The 17432-nt window shown below is 55.7% G+C and carries 18 protein-coding genes; 8 read left to right on the forward strand and 10 right to left on the reverse strand.

The window, feature by feature from the left end; all coding sequences use genetic code 11:
• Positions 1 to 32: 32 nt before the first annotated feature.
• Both xthA and A3GO_RS0101495 read left to right on the forward strand, forming a co-directional pair.
• Positions 33 to 848, forward strand: a complete 816-nt coding sequence (gene xthA, locus A3GO_RS0101490; protein ID WP_029131886.1) for an exodeoxyribonuclease III — start codon at positions 33 to 35, stop codon at positions 846 to 848.
• A 5-nt stretch (positions 849 to 853) separates the two neighbouring features.
• On the forward strand, positions 854 to 1222 hold the full coding sequence (locus tag A3GO_RS0101495) for a hypothetical protein (RefSeq protein WP_169720349.1): 369 nt from the start codon (positions 854 to 856) through the stop codon (positions 1220 to 1222).
• On the opposite strand, the gene A3GO_RS22105 is transcribed toward A3GO_RS0101495, so the two are convergent.
• Both A3GO_RS22105 and mtaB read right to left on the reverse strand, forming a co-directional pair.
• On the reverse strand, positions 1215 to 1946 hold the full coding sequence (locus A3GO_RS22105; RefSeq protein WP_084609653.1) for a phosphatase PAP2 family protein: 732 nt from the start codon (positions 1944 to 1946) through the stop codon (positions 1215 to 1217). The genes A3GO_RS0101495 and A3GO_RS22105 overlap by 8 nt on opposite strands.
• Positions 1943 to 3277: a tRNA (N(6)-L-threonylcarbamoyladenosine(37)-C(2))-methylthiotransferase MtaB gene (gene mtaB, locus A3GO_RS0101505; protein WP_335339996.1), complete on the reverse strand. Its 1335-nt coding sequence runs from the start codon at positions 3275 to 3277 to the stop codon at positions 1943 to 1945. Before mtaB ends, A3GO_RS22105 begins: the two co-directional genes overlap by 4 nt.
• A 190-nt stretch (positions 3278 to 3467) precedes the next feature.
• Here mtaB and A3GO_RS0101510 point away from each other — a divergent pair, with 190 nt between their 5' ends.
• On the forward strand, positions 3468 to 4901 hold the full coding sequence (locus A3GO_RS0101510; RefSeq protein WP_051301725.1) for a DNA recombination protein RmuC: 1434 nt from the start codon (positions 3468 to 3470) through the stop codon (positions 4899 to 4901).
• 46 nt (positions 4902 to 4947) lie between these two features.
• On the opposite strand, the gene A3GO_RS0101515 is transcribed toward A3GO_RS0101510, so the two are convergent.
• Entirely contained in the window at positions 4948 to 5400 is a 453-nt protein-coding gene (locus tag A3GO_RS0101515) for a glycine zipper 2TM domain-containing protein (RefSeq protein WP_029131890.1), read from the reverse strand.
• A gap of 322 nt (positions 5401 to 5722) precedes the next feature.
• On the opposite strand from A3GO_RS0101515, the gene A3GO_RS0101520 reads away from it, so the two are divergent.
• Positions 5723 to 6949, forward strand: coding sequence for a CsgG/HfaB family protein (locus A3GO_RS0101520; protein ID WP_029131891.1), 1227 nt, complete (start codon positions 5723 to 5725; stop codon positions 6947 to 6949).
• 49 nt (positions 6950 to 6998) lie between these two features.
• Here A3GO_RS0101520 and A3GO_RS0101525 read toward each other — a convergent pair whose 3' ends face one another.
• Positions 6999 to 7427, reverse strand: coding sequence for a rhodanese-like domain-containing protein (locus tag A3GO_RS0101525; protein WP_029131892.1), 429 nt, complete (start codon positions 7425 to 7427; stop codon positions 6999 to 7001).
• An 80-nt stretch (positions 7428 to 7507) separates the two neighbouring features.
• Here A3GO_RS0101525 and A3GO_RS0101530 point away from each other — a divergent pair, with 80 nt between their 5' ends.
• The 3 genes from A3GO_RS0101530 to A3GO_RS0101540 all read left to right on the forward strand — a co-directional run bounded on the left by A3GO_RS0101530 (position 7508) and on the right by A3GO_RS0101540 (position 11466).
• Positions 7508 to 8410 carry a lysophospholipid acyltransferase family protein gene (locus A3GO_RS0101530; RefSeq protein WP_029131893.1) on the forward strand — a complete coding sequence of 301 codons (903 nt, stop codon included), beginning with the start codon at positions 7508 to 7510 and terminating at the stop codon, positions 8408 to 8410.
• Positions 8411 to 8719: 309 nt separating this feature from the next.
• A complete protein-coding gene (locus A3GO_RS22110) occupies positions 8720 to 10528 on the forward strand; it encodes a VWA domain-containing protein (protein WP_169720350.1) in 1809 nt (602 codons plus the stop codon).
• Entirely contained in the window at positions 10525 to 11466 is a 942-nt protein-coding gene (locus tag A3GO_RS0101540) for a hypothetical protein (protein WP_029131894.1), read from the forward strand. The genes A3GO_RS22110 and A3GO_RS0101540 overlap by 4 nt, the downstream gene beginning before the upstream one ends.
• Positions 11467 to 11641: 175 nt before the next feature.
• Here the strand turns inward: A3GO_RS0101540 and soxZ are convergent, their stop codons facing one another.
• The 4 genes from soxZ to A3GO_RS0101560 all read right to left on the reverse strand — a co-directional run bounded on the left by soxZ (position 11642) and on the right by A3GO_RS0101560 (position 15229).
• Positions 11642 to 11956: a thiosulfate oxidation carrier complex protein SoxZ gene (gene soxZ / locus A3GO_RS0101545; RefSeq protein ID WP_029131895.1), complete on the reverse strand. Its 315-nt coding sequence runs from the start codon at positions 11954 to 11956 to the stop codon at positions 11642 to 11644.
• 71 nt (positions 11957 to 12027) lie between these two features.
• The gene (gene soxY, locus A3GO_RS0101550) at positions 12028 to 12504 is read right to left on the reverse strand and encodes a thiosulfate oxidation carrier protein SoxY (RefSeq protein ID WP_029131896.1); all 477 of its coding nucleotides are present in this window, start codon (positions 12502 to 12504) and stop codon (positions 12028 to 12030) included.
• A gap of 457 nt (positions 12505 to 12961) precedes the next feature.
• Positions 12962 to 14395: a M48 family metalloprotease gene (locus tag A3GO_RS0101555; protein WP_051301728.1), complete on the reverse strand. Its 1434-nt coding sequence runs from the start codon at positions 14393 to 14395 to the stop codon at positions 12962 to 12964.
• A gap of 279 nt (positions 14396 to 14674) precedes the next feature.
• Complete coding sequence (locus A3GO_RS0101560; RefSeq protein ID WP_029131898.1) at positions 14675 to 15229, reverse strand: hypothetical protein; 555 nt, start codon at positions 15227 to 15229, stop codon at positions 14675 to 14677.
• A 217-nt stretch (positions 15230 to 15446) separates the two neighbouring features.
• On the opposite strand from A3GO_RS0101560, the gene A3GO_RS0101565 reads away from it, so the two are divergent.
• Positions 15447 to 16058 carry an FmdE family protein gene (locus A3GO_RS0101565; protein ID WP_029131899.1) on the forward strand — a complete coding sequence of 204 codons (612 nt, stop codon included), beginning with the start codon at positions 15447 to 15449 and terminating at the stop codon, positions 16056 to 16058.
• 189 nt (positions 16059 to 16247) lie between these two features.
• On the opposite strand, the gene A3GO_RS0101570 is transcribed toward A3GO_RS0101565, so the two are convergent.
• On the reverse strand, positions 16248 to 16592 hold the full coding sequence (locus A3GO_RS0101570; protein WP_029131900.1) for a TusE/DsrC/DsvC family sulfur relay protein: 345 nt from the start codon (positions 16590 to 16592) through the stop codon (positions 16248 to 16250).
• 162 nt (positions 16593 to 16754) lie between these two features.
• Positions 16755 to 17417: a type I-MYXAN CRISPR-associated protein Cas6/Cmx6 gene (gene cas6, locus A3GO_RS0101575; RefSeq protein WP_245621638.1), complete on the reverse strand. Its 663-nt coding sequence runs from the start codon at positions 17415 to 17417 to the stop codon at positions 16755 to 16757.
• Positions 17418 to 17432 lie beyond the last annotated feature (15 nt).

A 17432-nucleotide genomic window follows, 5' to 3' on the forward strand; every position in this document is an offset into this window, starting at 1 on the left:
ACTTATTTGACTGACTGGCAGGTGAAGGGGTTATGAAGGTTGTCTCATTTAATACCAACGGTATCCGTGTCCGGGAGCATCAACTGGCAAGGCTGAAGGAGCGGTACGATCCCGATGTCATCGGCATCCAGGAGACCAAGGTGCAGGATTCCGAATTCCCCATTGCGATGGTTGAGTCCCTGGGCTATCGGGCACACTTTTACGGTCAGAAAGGACATTACGGGGTGGCGTTGCTGTCGAAGCAGGAGCCGCTGCTGATTCAGAAAGGGTATCCATTTGATGCACCGGATGCCCAGCGCAGGATTATCTGCGGTGAATATGCCACAGCTTCGGGTCAGACGATCAAGGTGGTCAATGGCTATTTTCCCCAAGGCGAGAGCCGTGACCATCCGGTCAAGTTTCCTGCCAAGCAGCGGTTTTATGCGGACCTGATGCGCTATCTGCAGGAGAGTTTCTCTCCGGATGAGCGGGTGCTGGTGATCGGCGATATGAATATTGCCCGGCTGGACCGGGATATCGGCATTGGCGACGACAATGCCAAGCGCTGGCTGAAGAGTGGCAAATGCAGCTTTCTGCCCGAGGAGCGGGAATGGATGGACGGTCTGCTGGGATGGGGGCTGTCGGATACCTATCGCACGCTTTATCCCGAGATATCGGATCGTTTCAGCTGGTTTGACTACCGCAGCCGTGGTTTCGACAGGGAACCGAGGCGGGGCTTGCGCATCGATCTGATCCTGGCCAGTCCGGTGCTGCAAAACTGCTGCACGGATGCGGGAATCGCCTATGATATAAGAGCGATGGAAAAACCTTCTGATCATTGTCCGGTGTGGGCTGAATTTTCGATCTGATGACTATGGAATCACAGACGCAGTTTCTTAACGACTGGGAAGATGGGGGAGTGGAGGCGATCAAACGCGCCTTTAATCTCAGCGACAACAGCTTGGCCGGGATTGACCTGTTGCTCGCCTCCTATTCGCGCGATGCCTTCTGCGGTGAGGCGTTCGTCCTGTTTCGCCAGGGTATGGCGCTCTACGAGGTAAATGCCAGCCACGACTCCAGCGACTGCATGGCCGGGCAGTGGGAACCGGAAGAGACATTGCTGATGGCGCTGGAGTTTCGTCTGGAGCGGGGGCGTCTCGGACTGCGCACCGATGGCAAAAACCTGTTTGCCGATGAACTCCGCTTCCTGCTGGCGGAGCTGAAAGCCAACGGATTCAGCTGAATCCCAGTCGCGTGAACAACCGGCTGATCTGACGCTCAAACCAGCCCAGCAATCGCCGATGCAGCGGGGTGGCGAACAGCCAGCTCAGGGTGATCAGTCCGAGGCTCAGGGCACCGACGATTTCATCCGTGACCCAGTGTGCACCGCTCATCAGGCGGGGCATGGTGAATATAACCATAAACAGCAGCGCCAGCAGGCCGTGAATGCGTGGCAGATAGGCGACAGCGAATCCGGCGCACAGCAGTAACACCAGGCCATGATCGCCGGGAAAACTGTCGGACGAGTAGTCCTTGGTGGGTATGTCGGGCACCAGTTGGGTCAGGCGCAAGGCTTCGGGGAATTGCGCCGTGGCACTGGGCCGCTCAATCGGCAACTCCTTGCTGATGGCCAGCATCAACAGCAGGGTGATGAACATCATCAGTCCCACGGCAATGTAGTGTTGCAGGCGTTTTCGGTCTCGCAGGAGCGCCTGATGGGCGAACAGCAGCAGCATGGCGACTGCCGCGACCAGGTCGAACGCCCGGTTATTGGCGACCGCCCAGAGACGCCGCCACCCCTCGCTCCAGTCCAGTGAACGGTTCATCGCCCAGAACAGCTGTTCGTCCAGTGCCTGCCAGAGGCCGCGGGTGGGCTCGACCAGCCAGCTGAGCATCAACAGCAGTGCCAGCAGGTTAGCCAGGATCAACGGGGTCTTATGCCAGCCGGCATTCATGGTGTCATTCAAAACCTGGTTTCCTGTTCAAGGGTTGCCGTCAGGGCGTCGCCCGCATCGGTGAGCTGTTGCAGACGGACATCAACCACCTGGTTTTCCAGATCACTTCCGGGCAGTAGCGGGATACTCACCCGCAGAAAATTTGGTGTATAACCGCTCCAGCCCGATGCCGGGTCTGCCGGGGCGCTCTCCACTAGCACTGGAAAACATCGTCCCGAAAAACGCTTCAGGGTCTGTTGCTTCAGTCGTTCACCCAGCTGGTGGAGCGCCTCGCTGCGCTGGCGTATCACATCCCGTGGAATGGGGTCCGGGAGCAGGGCGGCCCGGGTGCCGGGACGCGGGGAGTAGGCAAAGATATGCAGGTGGCCGAAGCCGATCTGCTCGACAAACGCCAGCGTCTGTTGCCACTCCTGGTCGGTCTCGCCCGGGAAGCCGACGATGATATCCGTGGTCAGGTTGATGTCCGGTACCCGGCGACGGGCCTGTTCGGCCAGTCGTTGGAACTCGTCGTTCTTGCAGCGTCTGGCCATACGCTTCAATACCGAATCCGCGCCGCTCTGGATCGGCAGATGGAGATGGGGCATCAGGCGGGGATTCTCGAACAGGTCCCAGAAGTTTTCCGGCAGATCCCAGGGTTCCACCGCCCCCAGTCGCAGGCGTTGGATGGCGGTCCGCTCAAGCACGGCCCGGATCAGCTGATAGAGATCGCTGCCGGTATCACTGCCGTAGCCGCCGATGTGTACGCCCGTAAGAACAACTTCATGAAACCCCTGTTGTACCCGGTCGTTGATCTCGGCTACCACCTGGTCGATGGGTCTTGAGCGCTCTTCCCCCCGTGCCACGGTGACAATGCAGAAGGTGCACTGGTAGCGGCAGCCATCCTGGATCTTGATAAAGGCGCGCTGTCGTCCGTGGCTGAGCAGGCTGGATTCGCCCGGTGTAGTGGCCTGTTCCGGCATGGCGTGGAGATCCAGTTCCCGGGTGGCGATCTCCACCAGGCGCTCCTTGTCCCGGTTGTCCACCACCAGGTCGACTCCAAGGGAGCGGACATTTTCGTTCGAGTTCAGGGTCGCGTAACAGCCGCTGACCACCAACTTGGAGCGCGGATTATGACGTTGAGCGCGATTTAGCAACTTGCGTGATTTGCGCACCGCCTCGCCCGTGACCGCACAGGTATTGATCACCACCAGATCGGCGTCGGCCAGCCTCGGGGTGATCTGGTGGCCACGGCTTTCGAAATCGCGGGACCAGGTCTCCAGTTCGGCTTCGTTGAGGCGGCAGCCCAGGGTTTTCAGGTGTATACGCATCTGGTTGATCGGTTTGGCGGTACAGAATCTGCGCAAGTTTACGGTTGTCTGCGACGGATGCAAGCGGTCGGCGGTAAATCCGCCTGCGGGCAAAGGCTCACCGGATGAGCCCGTCACGGTTTAAGCTCTGGGAATCAACGGATCTATTCAGTTAACATGCTGTAACTATTTAAAAAATAACCGACAGTCGGGCCATCTGGCGGCGGAGGTATAAGGGTAACCCATCATGAGTCCATTGTTACAACAGCTGGTAATTTACCGTGATGTCATCCTGCTGACGGTGGCGCTGTTGCTCCTGCTGCTGGCGTGGGGCCTCTGGCGGCGGCAATCGGCACTGTCCGGTCGGTTTGCCGAGCAGAGTCTGCAGACGCAATCCGATGCCGAGCGTCTGGAAGCGCTGGTGCGGGAGCAGGGCCGGCAACTGGGCCAACTGCTGCAGGATGATCGCGACCGGCAACGGGAGGTTGCCCACCGACTGCAGCAGCAGCTACAGCGGCAGACGGCCCACTCCCATCAGATACTCGAGCGGCGGCTGGGGGAACTGCAACAGGCGCTTCTACAGGACAGCGGCCAACTGAAGATCAACCTGACCGAGCGTTTCGAACAGCTGCAGCAGCGTGTCACCCAGACCCTTGCGGAGGGCCGGATCGCCCAGCAGGAGGGGTTGGCTCAGGGGCTTGAAGGGGTTGGGCGCCAGTTGATGGAAGGGCTTTCACGCACTACGGATGCACTGGGCAAACAAGTCTTGATGTTGACCGAAAGCACGGATCAGCGGCTGAAAGAGATCGGCGGCCTGGTGGAGAAGCGTCTCCATGAGGGGTTCGAGAAGAGTAATGAGACCTTCAGTCGGGTGTTACAGCATCTTTCGCGGATTGACGAGGCGCAGAAACGTATTACCGAACTCTCCTCCAACGTAGTCAGTCTGCAGGAGGTACTCGCCGACAAGCGTTCGCGCGGGGCTTTCGGTGAAGTGCAGTTGAGTGCGCTGGTCGCCAACCTGATGCCGGAAAACAGCTACGTCCTGCAATACACTCTCGGCAATCAGACGCGTGTGGACTGCATGCTGTTTCTGCCGGAGCCGACTGGAAAAATCGGCATCGATGCGAAATTTCCCCTGGAAAGCTATCGGCGAATGACCGATAGCGACGCGCCAGAGCAGGAGCGTAGTCGCGCCACCAGCCAGTTCCGCCAGGATATTCGCAAGCATATCGATGACATTGCCGACAAGTATATTCTCCCGGGAGAGACCTCCGATGGGGCGGTAATGTTCATCCCCGCCGAGGCGGTCTTTGCCGAGATCCATGCGCACTACCCCGATCTGGTCGATGCGGCTTGCCGGCGACGGGTCTGGCTGGTCTCGCCGACCACCATGATGGCAATTCTGACCACGGCACGGGCCGTGTTGAAGGATGCCGATACCCGTGAACAGCTGCACCTGATCCAACACCACCTGCATCTGCTGTCAAAGGACTTTGGGCGTTTCCAGGGGCGCATGGATAAGCTCGCGGTGCATATCCGGCAGGCCCATGACGATGTGAAGGATGTGAATATATCGGCTCAGAAAATCAGTAAGCGTTTCGTCCAGATCGAGCGGGTTGAGCTGGATGACCTGCCTGTCCCTGTGGCATCTCCTGCTGTCGAGGAGGGGAGCGGCCAATAACGCGGGCGCTTCCGCCCTGGTGGGAGTGTCGGTGATGACCCGCTAATCAGTTTGCTGCTTGCCAGGTGCCATCAGGCTGGCGACAGGCAGTGCCGTAGACTGTCTCAGTGCGGCCGTCGATCACCGCCTCAGTGGTATATTCACGACAGGGACCACTGGTAGTCTCATAAGTCCTGGTAGGGGTTACCTGGTAACTGTTGCCGCTATCGGGATTGCGCCAGCTTGATGTCCGGTTGATCGGGTTGGACTCCAGTGCCTGTTGTGACCGGTAGCGGTCATTGTCATCCATCTGCTGGCCAATCGAACCGCCGATATAGGCGCCCGCCAGGGTGCCGACAATAATCGCAGCGGTGCGGCCTGATCCCCCGCCGACCTGATTGCCCAAAATGCCGCCCGCGATACCGCCAAGTACGGTGCCGGTGTCCCTTTTGCTGAGGTTTTCACAGCCAGTCAGCAGAAATAGCAGTATCAGCAGGGGAATAAGCCATCGTGAATACATAGTAGACTCCAGTAAAATCCGACTTGGTGATTTCCATACTTCTAATTATACGCCGTTCGGTGGCTGCTTTGACTGATAGCTTTTCCAGTTTGATATCCGGTCGGTTGCCACCAGATGCCCTTAACTGTCTGGTCAATGCTGTTATCAGCGTTGCGTCAATGTTTGTTTTCATGCCGGTTCAGGATGATACCCGGTCTGTTTTTGTCACAGAATCATCGATCAGTCGCGGCTGCTGGGATTGGACGTGGTTTTTAAGCTATATTGAGCTGAGAATGCATTTGTAAGAACGGTGCATCAGAAAAGAATCAATGGAGGAACGGGGATGCTGATTTATAAAAGAGGGCTCGTGTTTGCTTGGGTATTGTTTACCCTTGGTTTTCTGTCGGTCGCCCGGGCTGATTTTGTCGCCTTTTCAGTCACCACCGAAGGCGAACGGCTGCCGTTGCCGCAAGATGTCGACAGTATCGATGTCGAGTATCTGGTGAATGTTGAATGGGGGCAATACAGCGGTAACAAGACCCGGATCGGCGTGCTTCAGGTGGAGAACAACTCCAGTGCATCATCCGTCAACGTGATGGGCCCCGGCGGCGCAGTGACCTACAACGCCAGTAGTGGGGGCGTGCCGGTACAGGGAATCGAAGCGATACTGACCGATGTAATGCATCGAACCGGTCGTTTTCGCATGGTCGAGCGCAAGGTACTGGATCAGACACTGAGAGAACAGGATCTAGGTGCCTCCGGGCGCATCGCCAAGCCTTCCGCGGCCAAGGTGGGCCAAGTGCTGGGTGCCGAGTACCTTTTTCAGGCTGTGGTTACCAACTATGAGGCCGGCGTGGAAGAGAAGGGCGGTGGCCTGGGTGGCCTGATCGGGGGCAGCGCCGGTGCACTGCTGGGCGGTCTTTCAATGAAATCAAGTAAAGCGATCATCGGGATGAATTTCCGGCTGATCAATGCCGAAACCAGCGAGATTATCTATACCGATCAGGTGCAGGTCGACCTCTCTTCATCCGGTCTCAATTTTGGCGGGCTTGGTTTCACCGGCGGTGTCGGGCTGGGTGGCTTTCTCTCCGACTATTCCAAGACGCCCATAGGTCACGCGGTGATCGCGGCTGTCAACAAGGGGGTGTTTGACCTGGTTCGGCAGGTTGGCAGTCAAGCACCCAGTGGATCGGTGGTGCAGGTGAAGAACGGAAATGTCTATCTCAATCTGGGTGATGGCGCTGTCGCCGTAGGTGATATGTTGACCCTGATGGAGCGCGGGGAGAAGCTCATCGATCCGGACACCGGTATCGCGCTGGGTGGTGAGGATGAACCCATTGGCGAACTGAAAGTGACTTCGGTTAAAGAGAAATACTCACTGGCCAAGCCGGTGGGCATCAAGCTTTCAAAGATCAAACGGGGTAACAAGGTGGTCTCTCAGCGCCAGTCCGATCCGCTGAAGTACGCCAGCTCTTTTGCACCGCCGAAAAAGAGTGGTGGATTCTTCAGTGGTGGCGGCAATAACACCAACTCCGGATCCAACAGTTGGGGTACCGGCCCACAGAATTAGTATCGGCGGGCATGGAGAGTGCCGGCCCGGGCACTCTCCGCGTTCTGATTCAGCACTGTTCCCAGGGTAGTCCGTGGTAGCGCCAGCCATTGAGAGAACTGCGCTGATGGTGGTCGTTAAGCTCTCCCTCGAACCCTTCGTCAACGTGAAATACACGGTGGAAGTCCGACTTGATCAGTACCTTGCCGGCTTCGAGGGAGCGTTTGCCACTACGACAGATCAGTATGACCGGTGCACAGCCTTCATCCTCACTGCAGGTGGCTCCACCCAGCACCAGTTTGCGAATGTCGGTCACAAAATGGGGGTTGACTGTCCAGTCGGGTTCATCAATCCAGGCTACATGGACGGCCCCCTTGGCATGACCGACAAACAGAAACTCCATACTTGAGCGGATATCCACCAGGATAGCCCTGGGGTCATCTTCCAGCATCTGGTAAGCCTGTTGCGGATTCAGCGGAATTGGTTCAGCGTCGCTCATCTCTCTACTCCTGGTTTGATTTCGGTATGCCTGAGGCCGGGGTATAATACCGACAATTCTGTGCCTAATAAATATATCTTATGCGTGACAAGATTATACTTTCCATTTTAGCCTTTTTTTCTTGGTTGCCACTCTCTGCGGCACAAGGCTTGGGAGGGCTGATCGGGCGCATCGCTTTTCTGGTACCCAACAAGGAGCGGCGGATAGCCAGGATCAATATCAAGACCTGCCTCCCTGAGCTGGATCCGGTGCAGCGGGAGGTCCTGCTTAGAGACAGCATGATCGAGACCGCCAAGGGACTGGTGGAGATGCCCGTGGTCTGGGCTTCTCCACCCAGTCACTGGATTGACCGGATGCAGCCGGGGGAAGGAGCCGGGCTCTTCGAGTCGGCGATGCTCCAGGGTAGAGGCGTGATTGCGGTCGGCCCGCATCTCGGCAACTGGGAAGTCGGCCTGCACTACCTCACTTCGCTGGCAAAAGTCACCGCAATCTACCGGCCGCCCCGACAGGAGGGGCTGGATGGCCTGCTCAAGCAGGGTAGAAGCAAAGGTGGGGCGACACTGGTGCCGGCGACCCCACAGGGCGTGAAGGCGCTCTATGGTGCGCTCAAGCGAGGGGAGATAATGGCCCTGTTGGCGGATCAGCAACCCAAGGCCGCAGGGCGTCAGGGTGGGGTTTTTGCTCCCTTCTTTGGGCATCCGGCACTGACCATGGTACTGGTTGGTCGTTTGGCGAGAAAGACCGGTGCGCCGGTGTTGTTCTGGTTTGCCGAGCGCCTGCCAAAGGCTGAAGGCTATCGAATGCACTGGTTCGAGGCGCCGGAGGAGATCTACAGCGACGATCAGGAAAAGACGGCGGAGGCCCTTAATCGAGGCCTGGAAGCCTGTATCCGCAAGGCGCCGGCCCAGTATCTCTGGAGCTACAAACGATTTACCAGTCAACCGGATGGGGTGATTTCGCCCTATTACAAAACGGTCTCCTGACGCTCCGCCCAAGACGAGAGACCAGTTCTTGTTCTGAGCATTTCCGGATCGGGTTGGTTTGCTGTTCTTGAGCAGTAGGCCGGGGGCTGAGTGTTCCCTCGCCTGCACTGACGTTGGATGTGCCACAAGCCAAAATGCCGCTGCCTTCAATAAGATGAACACCTTTTTTTACTGATTTCCTAAAGTGTTGTTTCCGGCTTGCCGTTAATTAAGCCAGAGTGGGTTGACGTTGATGGCAGGCGGAAAGGTTGCTGTCTCTGATTTGAGAGACTTTTAATGGTGAAGCGACGAGATGTTCGAAACAGATTATTGAGATTATTTGTTGGCGTGCTGCTGATAGCGGCCTGCAGTGCCCAGGCGGCCGAGATGGGTGGGAAGTCGGATGCCCGGATACTGATCGATATCTCCGGTAGTATGAAGCAAAATGACCCGCAAAACCTTCGGCGGCCGGCTCTCCGCATGTTGGTGGGACTGTTGCCCGAGGATGCCAGGGCCGGTGTCTGGACCTTTGGCCAGTACGTCAATATGCTGATACCTCTTGGCCAGGTGGATGCGGCTTGGAAAAACAAGGCGCGCGCCGAAGCCGGGAATATCGCCTCTCCGGGCCAGTTCACCAATATTGAAGATGTTATCAAGCGATCCATCGCCGACTGGGAAGGGTCGGCCACCCTGTATCAGCGTCACCTGATCCTGCTGACCGATGGCATGGTCGATATCAGTAAAAATCCCAAAAAGAACGCTGCTTCGCGACAATATATTCTCGAACAACTGCTGCCCAAATTGCAGTCTCATGATGCCCAGGTGCACACCATTGCACTCTCCGAGCGGGCCGATCACGAGCTGATGCGGACCCTCTCCCGGGAGACCGGTGGCTGGTATGAACAGGTCAATGACGCCGAGCATCTGCAGCGGGTATTCCTGCGTATCTTTGAGAAGGTGGGGCGCCCGGATACCGTGCCGCTGAAAGATAACAAATTTCTGGTGGACAGCAGTATCCAGGAGGTAACGCTGCTGGTGTTTCGCAAGGAGTCGGCTGAGCCGACGCAGGTTATTACGCCCTCCGGAGCGCAGTTTGATGCGAAGAGTGCCCCGCAAAATGTCAGCTGGCACCGGGATATTGGTTATGACCTGTTGACCATCTCCCATCCAGAGACCGGCGAGTGGCGTATACAGGCGGCGATGGATCCGGACAACCGGGTGATCGTGGTGACGGATCTGAAAATGCGCAGCAGCCAGTTGCCCAGTCGTTTCGTGCTGGGTGAAGTGCTTCCCGTGACCGTCTCTTTTACCAATCAGGGCAAACAGATCACCCGTAAAGACTTTCTGGATGTGGTGAATCTGAAAAGTGGTCATACGGATAGTAACGGTACTGGAGAAGCGCGGCCGATATTTGATGATGGTCAGGATGGTGATAAGGCGGCCGGAGACGGTGAGTTTACCCTTCAGGTTGGACAGGGGTTGGCGGCCGGTAAAGTCGAATTGGTAATCCTTGCTCAAGGAAAAACCTTTCAGCGTGAACAGCGCCAACTCTTTGAGCTGGCGGATCCGATTCCCATGCAGGTAACATCGACCGATGAAGGGGAGACAAAGGTTCGGGTGCAGCCGGATGCGGAGTTGGTGGATCTGGAAAGCTTGGAAATCAAGGCTGCTCTGGTGTCGCAAGCAGGTGAAGAGCAGCCCGTTATGCTCTTGCCCTCTGCGGAAGCGGGCGTGCTGGAGACCAGTATTGCCACACAGGAGTTGCTGGGGGATTGGACGCTGTCCATTTCCGCCACGGGACAAACGAGGTCCGGCACCGAGCTGGATCTGACGCTAGACCCAGTGCGGGTGCGAGGTACGGCCACTCCTCCTGCCGATCCGCCTGAAGAAGTGGTGGAAAAAACACCGGAAGTGCAGGAACCGGCTGTGGAGCCTGCGACGATGCAGGCGCCCCTTGCAGATGAACCGGCTACAGAGGAGGATAATTCTACCTTCCAGGTTGCACTTTTTGGTGGTATCAATCTATTACTGATCATTCTGGTGGTGCTGGCTATCTGGATTATGCGGCGTCGTAAGCAAGAGCCGGAATTCCAACTGGTCGAAGAAGATCAGCTGGTTGAGGAGGCGACAGCAAAATGATCGAGGTGAGTAAATTACTGCTGCTGGTATTGGGCGAACTCCTCCTGCTGAGTGTCGTCTATGCGGGCATTGTCAATTTTCTTGCCTTGTCAAAACGCCGTCGTGAACGCTCGGCGATCAAGAAGCTTGTTGCGCGAATCAAGGAGGATAGTGATCGACGTGAGGCTGAAACACGCGCGATCATGAAGGAGCGGTTTGGATTAACTGATGAAAAACTTGACAAGGCTGTTCATAAGATTGCCCGTGAAGAGAAGGCATTCTACCAAACCCTTATTGATGTATTCCTGAGACGAGATACCGAGGCGGTGCAGAATCTGAGTGTCGATTACGAGAGTTCTGTTGATGCCTACAGGACGATTGAGATCCCCGACCGGGCAGAACCTGCAAAAGATGGTGAAGAGTCGGATGATCGTTCAGAAGAGCTGATTTTGCTAAAGGCTGAAAACCAGCGGCTGACGGATGAGTTGCAACTGACCATGAATACCATGGGGAACATGCTGAGCGAATATACGCAGATGTTCGCCGGTGGTGCCGATGTCAGTCTGGACAGGGAAAAAATGCGGGAAATTATCGCACCTGTCGCTGACGAGAGCGGCGATTCAATGCCAACCATGGTGGAGGAGGATACGGATTTAGCGGATGCGCTTGCCCTTCAGGATTCCGACCAGGAGTCGGATGATGAGGGTGCAGGAGTGGCTGCCGAAGAAATATCGGCGGATGACAATGACCTGAAGGCACTGGATGAAGAGCTGGGAATGCTGGATCTTTCAGCTGAGGATCTTGCCAAGGATGACCATACGCCGGCAATCGATCTGGATGAAACAGTTGTCGTTTCTCTGGATCAGGACACCGTGCCGACTGACGAGATAATAGATCTGGATGACGAGGTGGTAAATCTGGATGATGTGCTGGATGATCCTGATACAAAGAATTCGTAATTTTTCCGGATTATGCGCCAGATCCAGCCAGGGTCGAATACGTTCATTCGTAGCTAATATTTTTATTGAATACTGCTGGGCCGGATGGGTAAACAGGTAGCACTCCGGTCCAGATTTCTACCTGTCAGGCCTTGCAAGGCATACCTCCCTGTATTGCCCTGCAAGTCAGAAGTCATCAGCTGACCGTAACCGCGGCGGACTCACTGTTACCCTTGTTGTCCACCCAGGTCAGTGTCAACTCATCTCCCTCCGCTGCCCCCTTGTACTTGAAGGAGATATAGGGGTTTTTAGAGATGCCGCCACTCCATTGGGCGGTAAGCACCTCTTTACCGGCTGATGAGCAGGTAATTTCCTGAATGAAATGCGCTGGAATGGTTTCACCTTTACTGTCTTTACGGTTACCGGTTTCCATTGGGTGGGTCATCAATGCCTTGACGGTAACCACATCCTCTTTGAGTTTGGCGCGTATTTTGATGGAGTTGCTTGCCATTGTTCAGTCCTCATAAACCTGTTCTGATCCGATTGGCCCGGATAAATCATCACCCGGGAAGCCGGAGATACTTATCCGCCACAGCCACCGATGGTGACCTTAACCTCTTTACCCGCCTTATAGAGCTTACCGTCCGATTTGACCACGGCGATTACATCACCGCTCTTGCCCATTTTGATGCGGGAGGATACGAAGCCTTCGGCGCCCTCCTTCAGATTGAAATTGGCGATCAGCGGGACCGGGTTGTTGGCGGCGATAATGGCGATTGACTCGACTCCGGGGAGCGTGGTGGATACGGTCACCGGTACCACGGCACCATTTTCCGCGATGTCGGGGGCCTTGATAGTGATGTCGCCACTCTCTTCCGCACTATCCGATCCCATCAGGGAGCTCAGCGCGCCGGGAATATCTTTTGCGGTAAAAGCCTCTTTTGGCCAGGCGGCCAGCACTGCTTTTGGGGTCAACAGGCCCGCGCCGATAGCGATACCGATTGCACTGCTGGCAATAGTGCCTTTCAGTAACATCCGACGTGTTAAATCTGTCTTCATTTCTATCTCCTGTCTCAACAGAGGGAACGTGTTTGTCTGTCGTTAAGAGGCGTCATACGTCTGGCGCAAAAGGCCCAAACCGAGTGTCTGTTTTCAAAAGAGGTCCGGGGGATGGGGCTGCCCGTGATCCGGGAGCTTTTGAAGCTGCAAGCGCTGTGTGACATCCCAAAGGTGTGTTGGGTATGTTTCAATCGACTGCTCTATTCACGCTCTTTGGTAGGGGCGTTTATAAGCAAGAGATATGACCACATAAGCGGTTTATGTGCTGCAGAATCAATCCTGGTTGACCTCGATCGAAAGGTCTGTGTGTATAACCTCCAATAATGTCCATGGCCAGCGGATTGACGGATTATGGTTGTTATAAATAGTACGTTCCGCCTAGCTGGTGCCGTAGGGCAGGACCAAGCATAACCCATGCCTTGATCATGGAAAAGAGGGATATTACTAACCTCGCCGCTTATCTGTTACGTGCTTCTAGATCGCTTTTCTCTGCGCGGATCTCTTTTAGCCGGGCTGCCATTCTGGCGCTTTCGTAATAGCCGAGATCCCGGTCTTTCAGGGCGATTTCCAGTTGGATCACCGCAGAGTTGAGGGCTCCGGTATGGTAATAATACTCGGCCAGGTACTGGTGCCCCTGGGTTTTGTCACCAGCGTCTCCGGATGCCTGGGCCAGCAGTTTGTAAAGCAGGGCGTCGTCTGGTCGTCCGGTCAGTTGCTGTTCCAGTATCTGCTTGACCTCTTTCGGACGGCCGATATCCAGTAATGCCTGGGCATAGTAAATGGAGAGCGGATAGTTGCCCGGATGTTCGCCAAGCCCCTGCTTGAGTAATCCGACTCCAAGCGTCGGTTGCCCGGAGAGTTTTTCAAGCTCCGCCTTGGCGACGATATATTCAATCTGGTCCGGCCTGTTACTTAGCAGGCTGTCAATGATCTTCCGCGCCTGCGTATATTTTCTGGCGGCGATCAGTACGAGGGTATAGCCATAATTGTGCGCTTCCTCATTACGATAGCGACCATCGTCCAGGGCCTTGCTGTAAAACTCAATGCCTTCGCTTGGCTCGTTAAATGCCATGACGCGCAGGCGCTCCCTGGCAAGGTGATAGACCAGCGAGTCGCGGCGTTGTTTATAGGGGAAAGCGTCGGCCCGGCCATAGGCATCTGCAATTCGATTGCTGGTGACCGGATGAGTGCGCAGAAATTCCGGGAGCGTCCCATTGTCGTAGAGTCGTGATGCCTTGCCCATCCGTGAAAAGAACACCGGCATGGCAGTTGGGTCGAAACCTGCGGCCGCCAGGGTCCTGATGCCGATGCTGTCGGCCTCTTCTTCGTGGGAACGGGTGAAATTGATCTCTCTTTGCATCATGCCCGCCTGTACCCCGGTCGCCGCCGCAACCCCGATATCAGGATTGTTGGTGGCGGCGCCAATAACTACTGCCGCAATGGCAACGGCGGCTGCAGGTAGCGACATGCTGCTTACCGCATCGTAGGTTCTCACCAGGTGCTTTTGGCTGACATGGGCTATTTCGTGTGCAATCACCGAGGCCAGTTCACTCTCCGACTCCGTGGTGGTGATCAGTCCGCTATAGACACCGATATGTCCTCCGGGACCGGCAAACGCATTGACCTGGGCGCTATTGATCAGAAAGAACTCGAACCTGCCAATGGCATCCTCATTGGCACTGGCCAGCTGTTCTCCCAATGACTGGATGTAGGCTGACAGCAGCGGGTCCTGGATCACCGGCATTGTGTTACGGATGCTGCGCATGAAGGCGCGTCCCAGGCGTTGCTCATCGGCCGGGGTCAGGACATTGCCTGACGGGTTGCCGATATCCGGCAGCGCCAGTTGTTCCCCCGCCTGGACCGCAGGCGGCGCGGATGCAATCAGCAGCACGCACAGCCAGCTGCTCAAGAGTGATTTTAAAGTTGAGAAATGAAAACGAGTCCGGCGCATGCCTTGAGAGACAAGGCGTGTGACGAATAGTTCAGCCAACTGCAAGTTGGGGAGGGCGTTTGAACTCACGATAGTCCCTGTTACCGGTAATATTTGTTTCTTCAGGCGCAGACAATATATCAGGATTCGACAGCCTGGGCAGGGAACCGGGGCCGGGACCAGACTGGATCGATCACCTGGCCCCGGCGTCAGGGATGGTTTCTGTGAAATTGTTCCCGATTAATCGAAAAGATTCTTCACCACGCGGGTGAGTTGTTTCAGCAGTTCAGGCGCATCGCTGTCCATCACCTGATCGATCACCCAGCGATTGACCTGGCTTTCACCCATTGCCTGCTGTATCTCATAACCGAGGTGGCGCAGGAAGGGGTAGGTGGGACCCTCATCGGTATAACCGAATTCGGCATACTCACTGGCCCGCAGGTTGAATGTCTCAATGAAGGAGGTGCGGTAGTCGCCTTCCCCCAGCAGGGTGCGGCTGTTCTCTTCATAGTGGTCCGCCAGTTTCAGCACCAGCGCGGTAACCAATTCCCTGCGCTGCTCATCAGTGATGGATTCAAACAGCATTCGCTCGACAGCCAGGGCCTGGAAGATCAGGTATTCCACTATAACCGCCAGTCGCTGGGCGTCATCACGGTAGGCAAACTGCTTGCTGTGCAGGTTAACCGCCTTGTCCACACCCAGACGCCAGGCGTTGAAGGCGATGGCGCCACCGATCTCTTCCAGAGTTCGTTCCGAATCCTCTTTGTGCCACTGGCTCTTGAGTCTCAAAGCCATACTGTTGTCCTCGTTGCGGGGTGCTGAATCAGTTGACCCAGTGTGAATATTAGTTCGAATTAATATAGCACAGAGTGGCGAGCGTTTTAGCGGATATGCAAAAAATCGCGCCGATGGAGGGTGTTCGAAATGCCAGGAATTGATCTGCCGTAAGGTGATGTTACCTGCCGGCATGGATAATGGCGGACCTTACACAAATCCAGACCAGGAGCCCGCCATGCAATATCCCGCATTTTTTGATCAGATTGAACCCTTGGTGCTGAGAGATCCTCTGGCTGAACTGTTGGGTGCATTTGCCGATGGGGTAATGCAGATCCACTATCTAGATGTGGTGCGCCTGGCGGGACACTCCTGCCCGACGGTGGCGGGGGCCTATCTGATGGCCCGGACGGGCATGAAGGTACTTTATGGGAGCGATATGCCGGTCCGGGGTGAAATTGCGGTGGAGATGCAGCAACCCATTGGCGAGGGTGTCACGGGGGTGATCGCCAATGTACTCTCTTTCATTACCGGGGCCACCGATAAAGGTGGATTCCACGGGCTTGCCGGGCAGTTTGACCGGCGAAACCTCCTATCTTTCGATAGGGACAATCCAGCCCCGGTTACGTTGATCAGAAAGGATACGGGGCAACGGGTTTCACTGGTTTATGACGCCAGCTTTATACCGGCCGATCCCCTGATGGGAGCGCTTTTCCCGAAGGTGCTGACGGGGAAGGCAAGTGCCGATGAAGCGAAGCGATTCGGTGTTCTGTGGCAGCGGCGTGTCGAGGCGATTCTGTGTGACTATGCAGATGATCCACGATTGGTGGTTTTGCAGGCTGAGTATTAATGAAAATGGCAATATACCGTTACTTGTTACGTGAGAACGGTACTTGTTAAAAACCGATGATCTGCCAATTTAGTGGCTGAAGCCGCTTGACACGCGATTATTCAAGCCAAATCAACAGCAACACATAACCGGGACAAAGCCAATAAAATGGATGGTGATCTATGCGCCACCATCCATTTTCGATATTGATCAATACCCGCCCTTGCGTTTGGTCTCAGGAAGACCGGCAATCTTGCCCGCCTGTTTGGCCGGGCCCATGGGGAAGTGTTCATACAGGGTCTTGGCATCTACCTTCGCCACATCGGTCCAGACCGATTTGAAGTGTTTGACCATGTTGCGCTCGTTGGGCTGGTTGCCATTGTTGTTGAAATACTCGTCGCGCAGGTAGTTGATCACTTCCCAGGCCTTGTCCGACAGGTTGACGCCTTCCGCTTGTGCGATAACGCCTGCCACATCTTCGTTCCAGTCTTCATGATTCACCAGATAGCCGTTATCAGTGGCCTCTATGGTGTTGCCGTTGAGTTGGTAGGACATTGGATACCTCCGGTATTGTTATATCGTCATCCCTGTCACCTTATATTGGGTGATTTCGTTGGCATTGGATGACGGTCAATTAAGGATATTAATGAAAGCTTATATGTTATAGGGGCTGGTAGTAAAATTAAACTGTTTTTTTACCCGGGTTTTGCAAACGCATTAGAAGGATTTCTGTGGCAGAAACAGGCCGCAGCCAAGCGCGCGGTGCGGACCAAGTCCCTGTTCCTGAAGGGTGACGGCATCCTCATAAGAGAGCTCGGCCACCATCAGGCTACGGGTGTGGATCGGGCCATTGGGACTCTCCAGCGCGTGGGACTTACCGCACAGGATCTTTTTAAATCGCAGACCCATCTGCTTCAGTTCATCCACTGCCCAGGCAATGAACAGCTCTTCCGGCAGATCCGGATCCGCGGCGATATGGCGAGCATAGAGGAAGCGGGTCATGGCCAGTGGTTTTTGCCGAATCCCCTGGATCTCCATCGGATGTCCGTCGATATCCAGGGTGCTTCCTACCAGTTTTGCGGCGGCGTCGGCCAGTTCAGCCGGTAGCCTGAGGATCAGCGGGGTCCGTTTGGAAAGATGCAACAGCGCATCCTGGTCTTCCGGCCGCTCCCAACCGTTGCCGGATTCCGCGCCATGAATCAGGTGCAGGCCCGCCCGCGGTTCCTGCATGAACCAGGGGAGGTGCTGCTGAATCGCCTGGGCGAGAGCCCAGGCATGATCGACCGGCAGTGTCGGACAGCTGATGCGGAACTGAAGATCAATAACATCTTCAGGTACGATAAAGCTCTCTTCGGTGGTCTCTTCATCCCAATACATCATTTTGGTCCTGCCAGT

It is taken from the genome of Sedimenticola selenatireducens DSM 17993, from assembly GCF_000428045.1.
GTDB lineage: Bacteria > Pseudomonadota > Gammaproteobacteria > Chromatiales > Chromatiaceae > Sedimenticola > Sedimenticola selenatireducens.